This is a genomic window from Microbacterium sp. EB106-03-03-XG65, from assembly GCF_058791955.1.
Window position 1 is genome coordinate 676,804 of the sequence record NZ_JBYTEB010000002.1, and the last position, 16,189, is coordinate 692,992.

Below are 16,189 nucleotides of genomic sequence, written 5' to 3' on the forward strand. Positions count from 1 at the left end.
GAAAGAGAACACGATGTCGCAGTACACAGGCGCGCTCCGCTCCCCACGAGTCGACGCGCTGCTCGGCCAGATGACCCTCGAAGAGAAGCAGGCGCAGCTCGTCGGCTTCTGGGTCGACCAGGGGGCCGAGGTCGTCGCGCCCATGTCGGGCGAGAAGAAGAGCTCCTCGCGCTACGAGGACGCGTCGGAGCACGGCATCGGCCACCTCACCCGCGTGTACGGCACCCGCCCGGTCGACCCGGTCGAGCGGGCGGCGTGGCTCTGGGGCGAGCAGCGCCGATTGCAGCAAGAGACCCGACTCGGCATCCCCGCGATCGTGCACGAGGAGTGCCTGACCGGTCTCGCCGCATGGAAGGCCGCGACGTTCCCGACCCCTCTCGCCTGGGGAGCCTCATTCGACCCCGAGCTCGTCGAGGAGGTGGGGCGGGCGATCGGTTCCTCGATGCGCACCCTCGGCATCCACCAGGGTCTCGCCCCCGTGCTCGACGTCATCCGCGATCCCCGGTGGGGCCGGGTCGACGAGTGCATCGCCGAGGATCCGCTCGTGGTCGGCAGGGTCGGCACCGCCTATGTGCGCGGTCTGCAGTCCGAGGGCGTGCACGCCACGCTGAAGCACTTCATCGGGTACTCCGCCTCGCGGGCTGGTCGCAACCACGCCCCCGTGAGCATCGGCCAGCGGGAGATCGAGGACGTGCTCCTGCCGCCGTTCGAGATGGCGGTGCGCGAGGGCGGCGCCCGCAGCGTCATGAACTCCTACGTCGACATCGACGGCGTGCCCGTCGCCGCCGACGCGCGGTATCTCACCGGCATCCTGCGCGATCGCTGGGGCTTCGACGGCGTGGTCGTCTCGGACTACTTCGCGGTCGACTTCCTGCAGAGCATGCACCGGGCAGCCGTCGACTCGGCCGAGGCCGCTCGACTCGCCCTCACCGCGGGCATCGACGTCGAGCTTCCGTCACCCGACGCCTATCGCACGCTCGCCGATCAGGTGCGCGACGGGCGTCTCGCACCTGAGATCCTCGACCGCGCGGTCGCGCGGGTGCTCACGCAGAAGGAGGAGCTGGGCCTGCTGGATGCCGGCTTCGACACGGCGCCGACCGCGATCGACCTCGACCCTGCCGAGCACCGCGCGCTGGCCCGCCGCCTCGCCGAGGAGTCGGTCGTGCTGTTGAGCAACGACGGCTCACTGCCCCTGGCCCCCGAGGCGCCCTCGCGCATCGCGGTGATCGGCCCCAACGCCGACAGCACCGTCGCCCTGATGGGCTGCTACTCGTTCGTCAACCACGTGCTCGCGCACCACCCCGAGACGCCGGCAGGCATAGCGCTGCCCACGGTCGCCGAGGCACTGCGCGACGAGTTCCCTCACGCCGCCATCACCACCACGACCGGATGCGATGTCGATGGCGCCGATCGTTCGGGCATCCCCGCCGCGGTCGATGCGGCGAGCGCCGCCGACGTCGCGATCGTCGTCGTCGGCGACCGGGCGGGCCTGTTCGGTCGGGGCACTGTCGGCGAGGGCAACGACGTCGACGACCTCGAACTGCCGGGAGTGCAGCGCGAGCTGGTCGAGGCCGTGGTCGCCACCGGCACTCCGGTGATCCTGATCGCCATGACGGGGCGTCCGTACGTGCTCGACTGGGCGCTGCCTGCCCGCGCGGGCGCTGCCGGCACCCTGACCGGGCTCGGGGTGGTCGACACCTCCGCATCCGCGGGCGCACAGTCCGCCGGCATCCCGGTCGCCGTGCTGCAGACGTTCTTCCCCGGCGAGGAGGGTGCTCCCGCACTCGCCGCGCTGCTGAGCGGCCGGGTCGCACCCTCGGGGCGACTGCCCGTGTCGCTGCCGCGTTCCGCGGGAGCGCAGCCGTACTCGTATCTGCACCCCGTTCTCGGTGGCCGGACGGATGTCACGAGCGCGGACTCCACGCCCGTGCGCCCGTTCGGTTTCGGGCTCAGCTACACGACCTTCGCGCACGACGAACTCGCCGTGCCCGCCACGGCCGCTGCGGGCGAGACGATCAGAGCGACCGTGCGGGTGCGCAACACCGGCCCGGCGGAGGCGACCGATGTCGTGCAGCTGTACGCGCACGACGAGGTCGGGAGCGTGACGCGTCCGGTCGCGCAGCTGCTCGACTTCCGTCGCGTCCCGCTCGCGCCGGGCGCCGAGAGCCTGGTCGAGTTCGACGTGCCGATCGACCGTCTCGCGTTCACCGGGCTCGACGGTGTCAAGCGCGTCGAGGCGGGCAGCATCCGGCTGTGGGTCGGCGGCGCCTGCGACGACGAGGAGACGGTGGCTCGGCTCGAGATCGTGTGAGAGGGCGCGTTCACGGCGCCGAATGGACCACCGTCTCCCGATCGCCGTCGACGAGCAGCGCCTGATCGTCGCGCAGCGGAAGCAGCCGATGGGTCGCTCCGTACGTCGCGACCGTCTCGGCGATCAGCGAGGGCGGATAGGGATCCAGCTGCCCGTCGGCGTGCGGGATCACGGTGCGGTCGATCAGACCGAGACCCGCCCGGTCGGTCAGGGCAGGACCGTCTGCCGGGTCGTCCATCAGCGACGCCGGAGTGATGTCGGGCCCCGCGATGATCGAGCCCGCGCTCAGGCCGATGTAGGGCAACCCCGCGCGCACACGCTCTGCGAGCACCACGTCGCTCCCGGTGATCCGTAAAGCTTCGAGAAGTGCGAAGGTGCTGCCGCCCGCGACGTAGACGGCATCGATCGCCGACAGCGTCGAAGCGAAGTCGGCGGACGAGACGTCGCGCGCCGTGATGTGGACGATCTCGTGGCCGAGCGAGACGAGGGAGCGCCGCTCGGCGAGCACCCAGGGCGCTTCGGCGTACGCGACCTGGGCGTCGCCGACGTACCCGACGCGCAGCGATGAACCGTTGCCCACGTCGTCGAGGAACGGCCGCAGCGCGCCGGGACCGAGGGACAGGAGGAGGAGCTTCATGCGCCCCATGGTACGGACGCCCGCCGACACCGCGTCGATTCGCGGGTCGTCTCGACCTCAGCCCTTCAGCTCAGCCCTTCAGCTCAGCCCTTCAGCTCAGCCCTTCAGCTCAGCCCTTCACGGCGGCGAGGAAGGCCGCGACGTGCTCCTGCAGCTTGACGATGCGCATCTCACGGGCGAGTTCGCGGTCGTAGCCCTCGTAGGCGAGCGGGGGAAGGATGCGCACGTTGCGCGAGCATCCGAACTCGGCGCAGACGAGCGTGCCGACGGTGTCGCCCTTTCGCCCGGCCGGGCCGGCCTTGCGTGCGACGTACAGCTGCACGTCGTTGCGCAGCGTCACGTCCTCGCACCACGAGCACTGCGCCCTGGCGATGACCCGCTGCTCGGCCCGCTGCAGCATGACGCCGACGGCGACATCGTCGACCCAGGCGACGACGTAGGAGCGGCGGGGCAGCTTCGGATCGACCCAGCCGAGGTAGTCGAGCGTCGAGACGTCGAGGTCGGCGAAACCGGGCGGCAGCGTGAGGTCGGAGACCTCTTTGCGGGAGGCGTTGATGAAGGAGGCGCGCAGGGTGCGCTCGTCGATGGGACGCATGAGCGAGAGGTGCTTTCGTGACGGCCGTCTGAGACGGCATACGGAGAGGAGGAGCATCCGAGCGGATGCGGAGTACGACACAGCACCGGGGACGGGAAGTTCCGTCTCCGGCCGATCGTCAGCCTCTGCCGGCGGCGCGGAAGGCGCCTGCGGCTCCGTTCTGCGCCCGCTCCGGCATGCGGAGAGCGCTCATCGACAACAGCATCCCGGAAGTATACGCCCGTTTGTTTCATCGCGTGTCGGCGGGGATTCCCTCTCCGACCGACGCGACCTACTCTTGCCGGAACGCCCGCTCACCACGACTCACGTCCGCTCACGAAGGAGACCACCGTGTCGACGCCGCTGAACCGCCTTTCGCCCCTTTCGGTGCGTGAGCGTTCTGCGTGCATGTGCCGTCACGGCTTCGCGTGCTCATCGTTCGAGGCGGGTCACGCCCTGCACCTGATCCAGGCGCGCATCGCCTCGGCCACGCCGGCGGAATGGGTCGATGCGATCGTCGAGCACGCGGATGCCGCCACGGGCGACCTCGTCGTGCGCACGCTCGACGGCACCGCGCATACGCTGTGGAACGGTGCGAGCTGCGCCCTCGAAGCCCCCTCGGGAACCCCCGTGGCGCTGCACCTGCGCTACGGCGTGCTGGCCGTCGGCCGCACGCAGTTCAACGTCGCCGTGGCCTGAGCGCGTTTCTTCTCGGGCGCGTTTCGTTTCGGGCGCGTTTCGTTTCGGGCGCGTTTCGTCTCGGGCGCGTTTCGTCTCGGGCGGCTCCGCCGTCCTCGCTCAACGACCGGGGATCTGCGTTTCGCCGTCTTCGCTCGACGACCGGGGATCTGCGTTTCGCCGTCCTCGCTCAACGACCGGGGATCTGCGACCGGGGATCAGGCTGCTGCCATCATCATGGCTTTGACGGCCATGCAGGCGTCCATGCAGTCCTTGCACGCCTGAGCGCACATCCGGCAGACCTCGCTGTGGGCTGCGTGCTCCATGCACTCGTCCATGCACATCTGGCACATCGCGATGCACGCGTCGAGCATGGCCATCATGGTCGCGGGCGTCATGCCCTGCATCCGGAGCATCGACCGCATCATCGTGTTGCACATGTCGGCGCAGTTCATGCAGGCGGGAGCGCAGTCCATCATCTGCGTCGAGCAGATCGTGCACGCCTGCTCACACGCCGAACACGCGTCCATGCACGCCTGCATGACGGCCATGTCCATCATCGCCATATCGGTCGACTCCATGTTCTTCGACATGGCGCCCATCATCATCGAGTCCATCGCACACCGCTTTCGTCGCCGGCCGCAGCCGAGGTGAGAGCGGGCAGGACCACCCGCCTGCCGCCCACGCTAGTCGCCTCGGGCACCGGCGTCGACTGCGGAATTCTGCTTCCACGCCCAGTCCTGGTTGTCAATCCCGTGGCCAGTATTGGCCCCGCGTGTGATCGTGGCAGTCCGTTGATCAGTCGAGGAAAGGACACGGACATGAGCGCCGGAGACGACATCAAGAACAACGCCGAGAAGCTGGGCGGCAAGGCCAAGGAAGGCCTCGGCAAGCTGACCGACAACGAAGAGCTCGAGGCCGAAGGCCGCGCGGACCAGACCAAGGCATCGGCCAAGCAGGCCGGCGAGAACGTCAAGGATGCCGCGCACAAGGTCGGCGAGAACGTCCGGGACGGCTTCAAGGAGTAATCCCGCACACAGAGAAGGGGCCCCCCGGAGGGCGGGCCCCACTCTTCGGGTTCAGCGTGTGCGGTTGCCGGAGATCGATCGGATCAACCAGGCGATCACCGCGATCGCAAGCAGCACGAGCCCGACCCACAGCAAGAACTGCAGGGACTGCACGAGTCCGCCGGTGATCGCGAGGATGATCGCGACCACGATGATGATGATCAGAAGGATGTTCATCGGTCTTCCCTTCTCTGGGGCGCGGTGCGCCCGGCTAGGGCTCTCAACCTAGACCCGCGAAGCCGCATGCCAGAGGGGCTTGACGCGAGGCTTTCCGCCGTGTGAGGAGTGAGACATGCCAGGACGCAGGAACAGTTCCCTCAAGGATCCGGAACTCTACGAGGAGCTCCGCGATGACGGAGCATCGAAGGAGAAGGCGGCGCGGATCTCGAACGCGGCAGCGCGTGATGGCCGCAGCACCGTGGGCCGCCGCGGCGGCGAACACGGCGACTACGAGGACTGGACCGTGAAAGAGCTCCGTGCCCGCGCCAAGGAGATCGGGCTCCGCGGCTACAGCCGCATGCGCAAGGCCGATCTGATCTCCGCATTGCGGAATCACTAGGGCCGCGGGTGGCCCGGTTCGGGATCGAGGAGGAATTCGTCCTCCTCGACGAGAAGACATTGGTGCCGCTGGCCATGACCCCGGAGTCCCGCGATGGCCTCGTGGGAACACGGCCGTCGGGTGAGGTCACGCCGGAATACCTCACATGCCAGCTCGAGACGGCGACGGCGCCCCTGGCCACGAGGGCCGACGGGGTGCAGCAGTTGCGCGAGATGCGCGAGATGCTCGGCACCCAGGCCGCCGAGCACGGTGCGATCGTCGCGCCGACCGGCACGCCGTTCATCGCACCGCACCGATTCATCGTGTCGCGGTCGCCCCACTACGACGCGGTCGCCGATCACCTGGCCGAGATCACCCGCGAGCACGAGGTCAACGGTCTGCACGTGCACGTCGAGGTGCCCGACGACGAAGAGCGGGTGCGCGCTCTCAACCGCGTGCGACCGTGGCTGCCGGTGCTGCTCGCCGTCAGCGGCAACTCACCGTTCAGCAAGGGCCGACCCTCGGGGTTCGCCAGCTGGCGGAGTCTGCTCATCCGTCGCCTGCCGGCCTCATGGAGCCCTCCGCGGTTCGTCGACCTGACGGACTACCGTGCCGGGGTGGCCGAACTCGTCTCGATGGGGGCGATTCCCGACGCCAGCTCGATCGCGTGGACCGTGCGCCTGTCCGAGAACTTCCCGACGGTCGAGGTGCGCGTGTGCGACGTGCAGCTGACGGTCGATGACACACTGCTCGCCGTCGCTCTGATCCGCGCACTCGTGCTCAGCGACGAACTCGGCGACCATTCGGCCGTCTCGCTCGACGGGATCGACTCGTCGCTGTGGACGGCGGCACGGCAGGGACCGGATGCACGCATCGTCGACCCGATCACCGGCGACGTCGCGGGTGCTCGAGAGGTGCTGGCCCGGATGCTCGAGCGGATCGCTCCGACCCTCGCGGAGCATGGTGATCGCGAGTTCGTCGACGATGCCCTCGCACGCGTGGTCGCCGAGGGAACCGGCGCACAGCGGCAGCTGCGCGCACACGCCGACCGAGGGGTCGACGGACTGCGTCACCTCTACCGCGCGGGCACGGCGCCCGCCGAGAGCCGACCAGACGGGAACTGACCCGACGGAGCCACCACGGCAGTAGTGTCGGCCTGTGGCATCATCTCGCTTCGCTCCCCTGCAGCGACTCGTCATCTCGGTGGCCGTGCTCGCCTCGTTCGTGACCTTCCTCGACGGCACGGTCGTCACCGTCGCCCTGCCCGCGATCAGTCGTGAGCTGGGCGGAGGCATCACCACTCAGCAGTGGGTGGTCGATGCGTATCTGATCACGCTCAGCGCGCTGATCCTGCTGGCGGGGTCGCTGTCGGACGCTTACGGCCGAGTGCTCGTGATGCGCGTCGGGCTGATCGCGTTCGGCGTGGCCTCGGTGGCCGTGGCTGCGGCTCCTGATCCGCTCATCCTGATCATCGCGCGCGCCGCACAGGGAGCGGCCGGAGCGCTGCTGGTGCCGAGCTCGCTCGCCCTGATCACCGCGACCATGCGCGGCGACCTGCAGTCCCGGGCGATCGGCGTCTGGACCGCGTTCACGACCGGGGCGCAGCTCGTCGGCCCCCTTCTGGGCGGCCTCTTCGTCGACTACCTGTCGTGGCGTCTCGTCTTCCTGATCAACGTCATCCCGATCGGAGTGACGCTGGTGCTGCTCGCGCGCCTGAAGCTCTCGGAACGCCCGAGCGGCGTGCGTGTCGACTGGTTGAGCGGAGCGCTGTGCGCGATCGGCCTCGGCGCGGTCGTGTTCGCGCTGATCGAGCAGCCGAACCTGGGCTGGTCCTCCCCCGCGATCTGGCTGCCGGGCGTCGTCGGCGCTCTGCTCTTCGCACTCTTCCTCGTGCGGCAGCAGCGGTCGCCTGCGCCGCTCATGCCGCTGTCACTCTTCCGCGTGCGCGACTTCGCGTGGGGAAACCTCGCGACCCTGTTCGTGTACGCGGCTCTCTCGTTGAACGGCTTCGTGATCGGCGTGTATCTGCAGCAGGGCGCGGGGCTCAGCGCCACGGCGGCCGGCCTCGCGAGCCTGCCCGTGACGGTGCTGCTGATTCTGCTCAGCTCTCGCGCCGGGTCGTGGGCTGGTCGCTTCGGGCCGCGCATCTTCATGACGATCGGCCCGCTGATCATGGCGGTCGGCGCGCTGATGCTGCTGCTCGTCGCCGACCAGTTCGACTACTGGTGGCAGGTGCTCCCCGCGATGATCGTGCTGGGACTCGGCCTCGCCCTCACGGTCGCCCCGCTCACCTCCGCGATCCTCGGAGCGATCGACGAGTCGCGGTCGGGCATCGCCTCGGCCGTCAACAACGCGGTCTCGCGCGTCGCCGGACTGCTCGTCGTCGCGATGCTGTCGACCATCATCGGCGGCACGCTCGATCTCGACGGCTTCCACAACGCCGCCTGGGTGACGGCGGCGCTGTTCGCGGTAGGTGGAGTCGTGTCGTGGATCGGCATCCGACGGAACCCCGCGGAGTCCGCGCCTGCCGACGTCGACGCCGCGCGGTGACGGTGCGCGTTGACGATGGCGGTGCCCGGGCGCAGACTGAAGAAGCCGTTTCCCCGAGCATCCGGAGGTCACTCGTGAGCACGCCAGACGAATCGACGACGCAGAGCCCGCTTCCGCCCGTCGTGGATGCCGACACGTGGCGCCGCGAGCTCGACGCTCTGCGCGTGCGCGAGAAGGCCGCGACCCGTGAGCTCGATGCGATCGCCGCGCAGCGCCGTCGTCTGCCGATGGTCGAACTCCCCGAGTACACGCTGGTCGGGGCGGAAGGACCCGTGCGCCTCGCCGAGATCTTCGACGGGCATCCGCAGCTCATCGTCTACAACCACATGTGGACCGACGGCAACGAATGGCAGTGCCCCGGATGCACCGGATTCACGTCGCAGTTCACGCGCCTCGACGTGCTCGAGCGCTACTACGACGCCCGCTTCGTGATCGTGACGAACGGCCCCATCGACGAGGCGATCGCCTATCGAGAGCGCGTCGGCAACCGCATGGCCTGGTACTCCAGTGCCGACAGCTCGTTCGGAGCCGACCTGGATGCGGGGCCGAACGAGGGATTCGGCGTGAATGTCTTGCTGCGCGACGGCGACACCGTGTACCGCACCTGGCACACGAACGGACGCGGCACCGAACGACTCAGCCACCTGCAAGGACTCGTCGACCTGCTTCCGTACGGCCGCCAGGAGGAGTGGGAGGACTCGCCCGAGGGCTGGCCGCAGCACCCGACCTATGACCGGGGCATGCGGTCGAAGGAGATCGCTCAGCTGTACGGCTCGCTGCAGGGAGCAGGCTCCTGAGGCGGGTGTCGCGCGGAGTGACCGCGCTGCTCCTGACAGCCGCCCTCGCTCTCACCGGATGCGCTCTCACGGCATGCACGACGAGCGCCGCGTCGAGCGACGCACTGGCCCTCCCGCCCGCCGGGGGGACTCCCGACTACCAGCTGGGCGGCGCCTACGATCCCGCCGACGGCGTTGCGATCGTCGGGCGCGACCGGTCGGATCCGCCCGCCGAGGGGCTCTACTCGATCTGTTACGTGAACGGATTCCAGACGCAGCCGGGCGAACTCGACGACTGGGATCCCGACCTCCTGCTGCACCACGACGGCGAGACGGTGTTCGACCCCGATTGGCCCGACGAGGCGCTGCTCGACACCTCGACCGCCGCGAAGCGTGAGGGTATCGCCGACCGCGTGGGTCCGTGGATCGAGGGGTGCGCGGATGACGGGTTCGATGCGGTCGAGTTCGACAACCTCGACTCGTACACGCGGTCTGACGGGGTGCTCAGTCTCGACGACAATCTCGCTCTCGCGGCGATGCTCGTCGACATCGCGCACGGCTCAGGGCTCGCGGCAGGGCAGAAGAACGCCGCCGAGGATGCCGCACGCCTGCATGATGACGCCGGGTTCGACTTCGCCGTGGTCGAGGAATGCGCGGCCTACGAGGAGTGCGCAGCCTTCACCGACGTGTACGGCGACCATGTCGTCGACATCGAGTACACCGACGAGCTCCCTCGACCCTTCGCCGAGATGTGCGCCGACGACGAGTCGCCCGCTTCCCTGGTGCTGCGCGACCGCGACCTGCTCACGCCCGGCGACGACGGGCATGTGTTCGAGGTCTGTCGCTGAGTCTCCGCGACACGTCGCTGAGCGTCCGTCGCATCAGTGAGTGTTCGACGCGTCAGTGAGCAGGCCGACCGTGGTGTGGTCAGGTGAACATGACCCGTCGTGGCGGTGCGTCGGTGTAGGTGCGGCCGAGGGGGCTGATCCAGGTGATGGTGCCGTCGTGTTGTTGATGGGCTGTCCAGCGGTGTCGGTCGTGGACGTCGGGGTGTTTGAGGGTGTGGTGGCGCCGACAGAGGTGGCTGAGGTTGTCGGTGCGGGTTCTGCCGCCGCGGGCGTGGTCGTGGGTGTGATCGATGTCGCAGCGGTGGGTGGGCATGCGGCATCCGGGGAATCGGCAGTGTTGGTCGCGGGCGCGGAGGAAGCGGCGCATGGGCTCGGTGGGGGTGTAGGTGTCGGTCTCGACGATGAGGCCCGAGGGGTCGAGGAACAGGCGTGTCCAGCCCGTGTTGCGTCCGGCGAGGCAGCGGGCGATCTCGGGGGCGAGGGGGCCGTGACCGTCGAGGTGGGCAGGGCGGTCGTCGGCGCCGGTCAGGGTGGTTGCGGCGAGGGTGATCTGGATGCGGGCGGTGATGTTCTGCAGTCCGGTGCCGTTCTCGGGGCTGGGGGTCGCGGCGAGGAGGAGGTCGGCGAGCACGTCGGCGCGGATCTGGTCGAGGGTGCGGGTGTCGGTCTCGAGGTGTTCGATGTCGGGGCTGGTCGGATCGGTCATCGGATCCATCAGGCCGACGAGGGGGTCGGTGGTGAAAGTGCCCGACTCGCCGAAGATCACCCCGCTGGTGAAATATGCGTCGTACCGCGCGTCCTCGGAGTCGAAGTCATGCAGGTCTCGGGACTGCGCGCCGCCCTCCTCGTCGCGGGGCCGCAGGCACGGGTCCCGGTCGTCGCGGGTGCGGACGATCTCCCGAGCCATCTGCGTGAGCCGGTCGAGGATCCCCTCGGCGACCCATTCCGGCAGTACCGCGGTGAGCAGCGACAACCCGTCGCCGACGGAGCGCACCTGCACGCAGCGTTCCTCGGCCGCCTTGCGGTGACGGGCCACCAGCGTCACCCCCGCGAGTGTGGCCGCGACCTGGCGTGCGTGCGCCTTCGTGCGCGCCGCGGTCTCCCGCTCCGCGAACACCAGCACCGCCGCCTCGTAGAGTCCCATCGTCTCGGGCGCGACGTCTCCCGCATCGACCGCCTCGCTCACGATCAGGCTCGCCCGCACGATCTCCCGCACGTGCCCGACGCTGATCGCCCCGGTCTCGAAGGCCGCTCGCGTGGCAGGCAACGACCGGGACAGCGTGCGCGCATCCGTGAACGCATACTCCACCGACCCCGTGCTCACCCGCCCCGCCGCCGCATACTCCGCGATCATCGACCGGTGAATCGCCTCACGATGAAACCCGTGCTCGGCGACATCCGCCTCACGCACCGCGAGCCGCTCGATCAGCAACCCGCTCGCCTTCGCCTCGAGCACCGCGATCTCACGCCGCACCCCGACCCACTCGTCGAGCAGGCGAGACCGCTCCTCGAGATCGAGGTCACCGCCGGCATGAAAGGTCATACCCCCATTTTAGAACATATATTCGATTCTCGACGTGGCCAGACCAGCAAGATCCCGGCATCTCGAAACCGCACACCACGAGACACCCCTCGCTAGGCTGACCCCGTGAGCATCAGGGGGGACCGTACCGGCGGCGTGCGCGCGATCGCGTCCCGATGGGCGCACGCGATCACCGATCTCCCCCGCTGGATCTGGGTCGCCGCCGCGGCGGTCGCCGCACTGCTCATCGTGGTGATCGCGACCGGCGGGTTCGCCCAGGCAGTGAGCGAACCGCAAGAGGTCGACGCAGGAGACGAAGTGCGCACCGGTCAACTGAGCGTCACCGTGCGCGACGCCGAGTTCACGCGAGAGGTCGAATCCGAGTACCTCGACGCGGAAGACGGCGAGGTGCTGCTGGTCATGACCCTGGCGCTGGAGAACCTCACCGACCACCCGATCGGCGTCGGCACGAGCGCCGACCGCATCGACACGAACCTCGTGAACCACGAGCAGCCTCTTCTCGACCTCGCGGGTCTCGAGTCGACCGACAGCGCCTCCGTGTGGCGCGCAGACGGCTCCGCGGGTCAGGTGTATCTGCAGCCCGGGGTCCCCGCCGAGGTCATGATCGCCTGGCCGGTTCCCGACGATTCGACGGCGGGCGAGACCGTGTCGCTCGACGTGCACGAGGCCGTGATCGGCACCGGTGCCGTGATCCTGTCGTCGCGTGTGGTGACCTGGCGCGCGGGAGACATCGCCGCCCGCATCGCCGTACCCGTGAGCGGGACACCGTGAAGCGCGCGATGCCGTGGGTTCTCGGCGCCGCGCTGGTGCTGGGCGCCGGCCTCGTGACGGCCGCGACGCCGACCGACGAGGACATCGTCGGTCCGATCACGCTGCACGGCCAGGCGGGCGACGCCGTCGCGTCGCGCACGATCATCGCGACCGTCACCGACGCGCGCTTCGCCGATGAGGTGACGGAGGAGACGTCGAGATGGAGCGCCGACGGGAACTGGCTCGTGATCACCCTCGACGTCTCGGCGGCGACGACAGAGGTCGATGCCGCGATCCAGCTCGCGACCCTGGCCGTCGACGGGCGCGTGTTCCAGGCGAGCGAGCGCACCTCCGCCTCGCTGCGTGGCACGGCACTCCGGGTCGGCACCGACATCACGGGCGTGCTGGCCTTCGAGCTGCCGAGCGATCTCGACAGCGGCAGCGCCGAGCTGCGCCTCACGCCGACGTACTCCACACCCGAGCTCGACGACCTCGTCGCGATCTCGGTCGAGCTCGCCGGCCTTCCGCGCGTGCCGAGCACCGAGCTGCCGGCTCCGGGCTGGAGCGCGGAATGAGCCGGGGCCGGATGAAGAGCTGGTTCCGTACGCAGCGCACCGCGCTGATCGCCGTGGCCATCGCCGCCGTCGCGGTCGTCGGTGCCTCCGTCTGGCTGGATGTGCTTCCGAATGTCCGGCAGCCCGACCGCGTGATCGACGCCGGGTCCGCCGCCGACTCCCGCGCCGTCATCTCGGGTCAGGAGCTCGCACTCGGCCTCGCGGAGTGGGGCGAGTTCGACGCTCCCGAGGGGTCGCGCACGCTGAGCGTCCGACTGACCGCGAGCGGCGGACCGGATGCCGCATCCTGCGGCACCTCCACGCTCACCGAGCAGTCGTCGTCGCGCACCTGGGTGACCTCGCGAGACGGGCTCGACCTGCCTACGGGCCTGGATGCGACCTCATGTGTCGCGGAGCCCGCATCGTACCGCATCCTGCTGGTCTTCGTGCTGCCCGACGATGCCGACGGGCCCTTCGTGCTCGACATCGAGGGCGACGACTCCGACGTGGCCCGGTTCACCGTCGATCCCTGAGACCTCGTCGACCCCCGTCGGACGTGTGTCGAGCCCGGCCTTGGGGCGGCCGATCACGCCGTCATAGGCCGTCGCGACGATCGCCACGCGCAGCGGCTCGGCGATCGCCGCGATGCCGACGCTCACGAGCGGGAACACTCCCGCCCAGAACCGCAGATCGTGACCGCCGATGACCTCGAGGACTCCGCGGGTCGCGAGCTGCTCCGCGAGGCTCCAGGATGCGTAGGCGAGCACGAACGCGCCGAACAGCACCGGTCCACCGCGCCAGATCACCGTGACCGCGGCCCAAAGTCCCTCGAGACGCATCACGAGCGTGCGCGCGACGCTCATCATCGCCCCGCGCATCGCACTGCCCGCGTCGCCCGCCCACCGCGGGAACGACGGCGTCGAGTCGAACGTGGTGCCGAAGATGACCCCCGCGACCGTGAGCCACGCCGCGGGGACGAGAAGTGCTGCGACGATGACGCCGAAGAGCCAGGTCGCCCCCTCCCACACCGCGGCGACGGGCGCGAGGTTGACCGCGAACCAATCGCCGAACCCCTGCAGCCACCCGACCGCAGCCCGCTCGGAGAGCCACCCGAGCACTCCGTTCCACCACCGCGCGATCAGCACGAAGAGCATGAAGGTCCAGAGGATCTCGGTGTAGACCGCGAGCACGACCGTCCACTTCGGCAGGCGCGCTGCGAAACGGGTGAACAGGAGTCGCGCGAGCAGAGCGACGACCAGCACCGCCACCGGCAGCACGCCGACGGCGATAATACCTCCGCGGTCACCCAGCTGAGAGGCGTCGAGTCCGGTGCTCTGCAGGCCGACCGCGACGGCGATGCGGAAGAAGTCGATCAGGTCGGCGTCGAGCAGCCCCCAGGCGGTGTAGAACGCGAAGAACGGGAGGATCGCCGCCAGGGTCGCCGATGCGAACTCGCGCGGCCCTCCGGCATCCTCTCTGCGGCTGTGCGGCAGCGACGATCGCACGGTGAGGTACATCGCGACGTAGGCGAAGAGTCGCGCGCCCACCGCGAGGGGCAGCAGCAGCAGCCCGCCGAGCGACGTATGGCCGCCCACGAAACCGGCGAGCTCGACCAGCAGCCGGTGCAGTGCCTCTCCCCCGAGATACCAGGCCATGAGCGCGACACCGTGCCGCGCGATGATGCGCCCGAACGTGCGCAGAGCCTGTGACATGTGCCCTACGGTATATGGCCCACGCCGCACCCGGGTATATGGCCCGCGCCGCACCCGGGTATCTCGCCCGCGCCGCTCCCGTCACGCCCGTCCGCTAGCCACGCCCCTGCCGATCGTCAACCGCATTGCAGGCCGATATGCGATTCACGAGCATGACGGGGTGAACAGACGAAGGGCCCACGCGGGCCGCGCCGTCGGCGCAGTGATCGCGATCGCACTCCTCGCCGCGATCTCAGGATGCGGCCTGACCGTTCCGACCGATCCCGAGGGGTCGCTGCAGAGCGTGTCGGGCGGCGAGCTGAGAGTCGGGGTCTCGCCGGATCCCGGTCTCGTGTCGGACGACACCGAGCCGCCGACCGGCAGCGTTCCCGAGCTCGTGAGGGGCTTCGCCGACAGCATCGACGCCGGTGTCGACTGGACCGTCGCCTCGGAAGAGACCCTCGTCACGATGCTCGAGCGCGGTGATCTCGACCTGGTGGCAGGCGGGTTCACGGGTCAGACGCCCTGGGTCGACAAGGCAGGAGTCAGTCGCGGGTACCCCGCCATCGACGGCGCCGACGGACGATCGATCGTCATGCTCGTGCCGCTCGGCGAGAACGCGTTCCTCAGCACCCTCGAACGGTTCCTCGACGAGGAGGTCGGCGGATGACCCGCGTGACGCATCTCGGCCGCACCGAACTGCCCGACGAGCAGCAGAAGGCGCTGCGGTCGGCCGTGCGGTGGGAGTGGTTCACGATCGCGTACACCGCGGTCACGATCGCGGTGCTCGCCCTCGTCGTCGGCAACTCCCAGGCCATGCGCACGGCCTGGATCGAGGACATGCTGTCTCTGATCCCGCAGATCGCCTTTCTCATCGCACTGATCTTCGTGCGGCGTCGCCCGACGGTGAAGCACCCCTACGGACTGCATCGCTCGATGGGGATCGGACACCTGGTCGCCGGCGTCGCGCTGTTCGCCGTCGGCCTCAACCTCGCCGTCGAAGCCGCGACCGGACTCATCGCCGGGGAGCATCCGACGATCGGCACCGTGCAGCTCTTCGGCCAGACCATCTGGCTCGGCTGGCTCATGGTCGCCGTGATGGCGGTCGTGATCGTCGGGCCGGTCTTCTTCTACGGCCCCGCCAAGGCGAAGCTCGCTCCCGTGCTGCACAACAAGCTGCTCTACGCCGACGCAGACATGGCGAAGGCCGACTGGCAGACCACGGTCGCCTCGATCGTCGGAGTGCTCGGGGTGGGCGTCGGAGCGTGGTGGCTCGACGGCGCGGCCGCTCTCTTCATCTCGCTCGGCATCATCTGGGACGGCGCACGCAACACCCGGACGGCGGTGATCGACCTGATGGACCAGCGCGCCCGCACGTACGACAGCAAGGACCCGCATCCGCTGGCGCACGACGTGCTCTCCACCATGCGTTCCCAGCCGTGGGTGACGCAGGCGTCGGTGCGCATGCGCGACCAGGGACAGGTCTTCCACATCGAGGCGTTCGTGGTGCCGCGACGGGGCAAGGTGTCGCTCGCTCAGACGACCGACCTCGCCGAGCGGATCACCGCGATCGACTGGAAGGTGCAGGAGGTTGTGATCGTGCCTGTCGACGAGTTGCCCGAGGGCACCGACACCAGCGGGAGGGCCTGACCGCTGCGCCGTCTCGCCGACC

18 protein-coding genes are annotated in these 16,189 nt (G+C 69.3%); 12 read left to right on the top strand and 6 right to left on the bottom strand.

The window, feature by feature from the left end; all coding sequences use genetic code 11:
- Positions 1 to 13: 13 nt before the first annotated feature.
- Positions 14 to 2,311, top strand: coding sequence for a beta-xylosidase/alpha-l-arabinosidase (locus tag AC3WS6_RS16605; RefSeq protein WP_492502111.1), 2,298 nt, complete (start codon positions 14 to 16; stop codon positions 2,309 to 2,311).
- A 10-nt stretch (positions 2,312 to 2,321) separates the two neighbouring features.
- On the opposite strand, the gene AC3WS6_RS16610 is transcribed toward AC3WS6_RS16605, so the two are convergent.
- Positions 2,322 to 2,948 carry a Type 1 glutamine amidotransferase-like domain-containing protein gene (locus AC3WS6_RS16610; RefSeq protein ID WP_492502112.1) on the bottom strand — a complete coding sequence of 209 codons (627 nt, stop codon included), beginning with the start codon at positions 2,946 to 2,948 and terminating at the stop codon, positions 2,322 to 2,324.
- A gap of 109 nt (positions 2,949 to 3,057) precedes the next feature.
- Entirely contained in the window at positions 3,058 to 3,543 is a 486-nt protein-coding gene (locus AC3WS6_RS16615; protein ID WP_492502113.1) for an FBP domain-containing protein, read from the bottom strand.
- Between the two features lie 330 nt (positions 3,544 to 3,873).
- On the opposite strand from AC3WS6_RS16615, the gene AC3WS6_RS16620 reads away from it, so the two are divergent.
- Positions 3,874 to 4,221 (top strand): hypothetical protein, encoded by a 348-nt coding sequence (locus AC3WS6_RS16620; RefSeq protein WP_492502114.1) that lies wholly within the window; start codon positions 3,874 to 3,876, stop codon positions 4,219 to 4,221.
- Positions 4,222 to 4,418: 197 nt separating this feature from the next.
- Here the strand turns inward: AC3WS6_RS16620 and AC3WS6_RS16625 are convergent, their stop codons facing one another.
- A complete protein-coding gene (locus AC3WS6_RS16625) occupies positions 4,419 to 4,793 on the bottom strand; it encodes a four-helix bundle copper-binding protein (protein WP_492502115.1) in 375 nt (124 codons plus the stop codon).
- 228 nt (positions 4,794 to 5,021) lie between these two features.
- On the opposite strand from AC3WS6_RS16625, the gene AC3WS6_RS16630 reads away from it, so the two are divergent.
- Entirely contained in the window at positions 5,022 to 5,228 is a 207-nt protein-coding gene (locus AC3WS6_RS16630; RefSeq protein ID WP_492502116.1) for a CsbD family protein, read from the top strand.
- Between the two features lie 51 nt (positions 5,229 to 5,279).
- Here the strand turns inward: AC3WS6_RS16630 and AC3WS6_RS16635 are convergent, their stop codons facing one another.
- Positions 5,280 to 5,444, bottom strand: a complete 165-nt coding sequence (locus AC3WS6_RS16635) for a hypothetical protein (RefSeq protein WP_201471139.1) — start codon at positions 5,442 to 5,444, stop codon at positions 5,280 to 5,282.
- Positions 5,445 to 5,559: 115 nt separating this feature from the next.
- On the opposite strand from AC3WS6_RS16635, the gene AC3WS6_RS16640 reads away from it, so the two are divergent.
- The 5 genes from AC3WS6_RS16640 to AC3WS6_RS16660 all read left to right on the top strand — a co-directional run bounded on the left by AC3WS6_RS16640 (position 5,560) and on the right by AC3WS6_RS16660 (position 9,979).
- The gene (locus AC3WS6_RS16640) at positions 5,560 to 5,826 is read left to right on the top strand and encodes a Rho termination factor N-terminal domain-containing protein (RefSeq protein ID WP_492502117.1); all 267 of its coding nucleotides are present in this window, start codon (positions 5,560 to 5,562) and stop codon (positions 5,824 to 5,826) included.
- 8 nt (positions 5,827 to 5,834) lie between these two features.
- Entirely contained in the window at positions 5,835 to 6,929 is a 1,095-nt protein-coding gene (locus AC3WS6_RS16645; RefSeq protein ID WP_492502118.1) for a carboxylate-amine ligase, read from the top strand.
- Between the two features lie 34 nt (positions 6,930 to 6,963).
- Positions 6,964 to 8,355, top strand: coding sequence for an MFS transporter (locus AC3WS6_RS16650; RefSeq protein WP_492502119.1), 1,392 nt, complete (start codon positions 6,964 to 6,966; stop codon positions 8,353 to 8,355).
- A 74-nt stretch (positions 8,356 to 8,429) separates the two neighbouring features.
- Positions 8,430 to 9,152 (top strand): DUF899 domain-containing protein, encoded by a 723-nt coding sequence (locus AC3WS6_RS16655; protein ID WP_492502120.1) that lies wholly within the window; start codon positions 8,430 to 8,432, stop codon positions 9,150 to 9,152.
- 17 nt (positions 9,153 to 9,169) lie between these two features.
- Positions 9,170 to 9,979: an endo alpha-1,4 polygalactosaminidase gene (locus AC3WS6_RS16660; RefSeq protein ID WP_492502121.1), complete on the top strand. Its 810-nt coding sequence runs from the start codon at positions 9,170 to 9,172 to the stop codon at positions 9,977 to 9,979.
- A gap of 79 nt (positions 9,980 to 10,058) precedes the next feature.
- On the opposite strand, the gene AC3WS6_RS16665 is transcribed toward AC3WS6_RS16660, so the two are convergent.
- Positions 10,059 to 11,522: an HNH endonuclease signature motif containing protein gene (locus tag AC3WS6_RS16665; protein ID WP_492502122.1), complete on the bottom strand. Its 1,464-nt coding sequence runs from the start codon at positions 11,520 to 11,522 to the stop codon at positions 10,059 to 10,061.
- A gap of 105 nt (positions 11,523 to 11,627) precedes the next feature.
- Here AC3WS6_RS16665 and AC3WS6_RS16670 point away from each other — a divergent pair, with 105 nt between their 5' ends.
- Both AC3WS6_RS16670 and AC3WS6_RS16675 read left to right on the top strand, forming a co-directional pair.
- Positions 11,628 to 12,293 carry a DUF4352 domain-containing protein gene (locus AC3WS6_RS16670; RefSeq protein WP_492502123.1) on the top strand — a complete coding sequence of 222 codons (666 nt, stop codon included), beginning with the start codon at positions 11,628 to 11,630 and terminating at the stop codon, positions 12,291 to 12,293.
- Entirely contained in the window at positions 12,290 to 12,847 is a 558-nt protein-coding gene (locus tag AC3WS6_RS16675) for a hypothetical protein (protein WP_492502124.1), read from the top strand. The genes AC3WS6_RS16670 and AC3WS6_RS16675 overlap by 4 nt, the downstream gene beginning before the upstream one ends.
- Positions 12,848 to 13,227: 380 nt before the next feature.
- On the opposite strand, the gene AC3WS6_RS16680 is transcribed toward AC3WS6_RS16675, so the two are convergent.
- On the bottom strand, positions 13,228 to 14,538 hold the full coding sequence (locus AC3WS6_RS16680) for a hypothetical protein (protein WP_492502125.1): 1,311 nt from the start codon (positions 14,536 to 14,538) through the stop codon (positions 13,228 to 13,230).
- A 160-nt stretch (positions 14,539 to 14,698) separates the two neighbouring features.
- Here AC3WS6_RS16680 and AC3WS6_RS16685 point away from each other — a divergent pair, with 160 nt between their 5' ends.
- Positions 14,699 to 15,187, top strand: a complete 489-nt coding sequence (locus AC3WS6_RS16685; protein WP_492502126.1) for a hypothetical protein — start codon at positions 14,699 to 14,701, stop codon at positions 15,185 to 15,187.
- Positions 15,184 to 16,167, top strand: a complete 984-nt coding sequence (locus AC3WS6_RS16690) for a cation efflux transmembrane domain-containing protein (RefSeq protein WP_492502127.1) — start codon at positions 15,184 to 15,186, stop codon at positions 16,165 to 16,167. Before AC3WS6_RS16685 ends, AC3WS6_RS16690 begins: the two co-directional genes overlap by 4 nt.
- Positions 16,168 to 16,189: the final 22 nt, after the last annotated feature.

What these genes read in the sequence shown, in the direction of transcription:
- AC3WS6_RS16605 (WP_492502111.1), top strand. Translation starts at nt 14, where the DNA reads ATGTCGCAGTACACAGGCGCGCTCCGCTCCCCACGAGTCGACGCGCTG.
- AC3WS6_RS16610 (WP_492502112.1), bottom strand. Translation starts at nt 2,948, where the DNA reads ATGAAGCTCCTCCTCCTGTCCCTCGGTCCCGGCGCGCTGCGGCCGTTC.
- AC3WS6_RS16615 (WP_492502113.1), bottom strand. Translation starts at nt 3,543, where the DNA reads ATGCGTCCCATCGACGAGCGCACCCTGCGCGCCTCCTTCATCAACGCC.
- AC3WS6_RS16625 (WP_492502115.1), bottom strand. Translation starts at nt 4,793, where the DNA reads ATGTCGAAGAACATGGAGTCGACCGATATGGCGATGATGGACATGGCC.
- AC3WS6_RS16630 (WP_492502116.1), top strand. Translation starts at nt 5,022, where the DNA reads ATGAGCGCCGGAGACGACATCAAGAACAACGCCGAGAAGCTGGGCGGC.
- AC3WS6_RS16635 (WP_201471139.1), bottom strand. Translation starts at nt 5,444, where the DNA reads ATGAACATCCTTCTGATCATCATCATCGTGGTCGCGATCATCCTCGCG.
- AC3WS6_RS16640 (WP_492502117.1), top strand. Translation starts at nt 5,560, where the DNA reads ATGCCAGGACGCAGGAACAGTTCCCTCAAGGATCCGGAACTCTACGAG.
- AC3WS6_RS16665 (WP_492502122.1), bottom strand. Translation starts at nt 11,522, where the DNA reads ATGACCTTTCATGCCGGCGGTGACCTCGATCTCGAGGAGCGGTCTCGC.
- AC3WS6_RS16680 (WP_492502125.1), bottom strand. Translation starts at nt 14,538, where the DNA reads ATGTCACAGGCTCTGCGCACGTTCGGGCGCATCATCGCGCGGCACGGT.
- AC3WS6_RS16690 (WP_492502127.1), top strand. Translation starts at nt 15,184, where the DNA reads ATGACCCGCGTGACGCATCTCGGCCGCACCGAACTGCCCGACGAGCAG.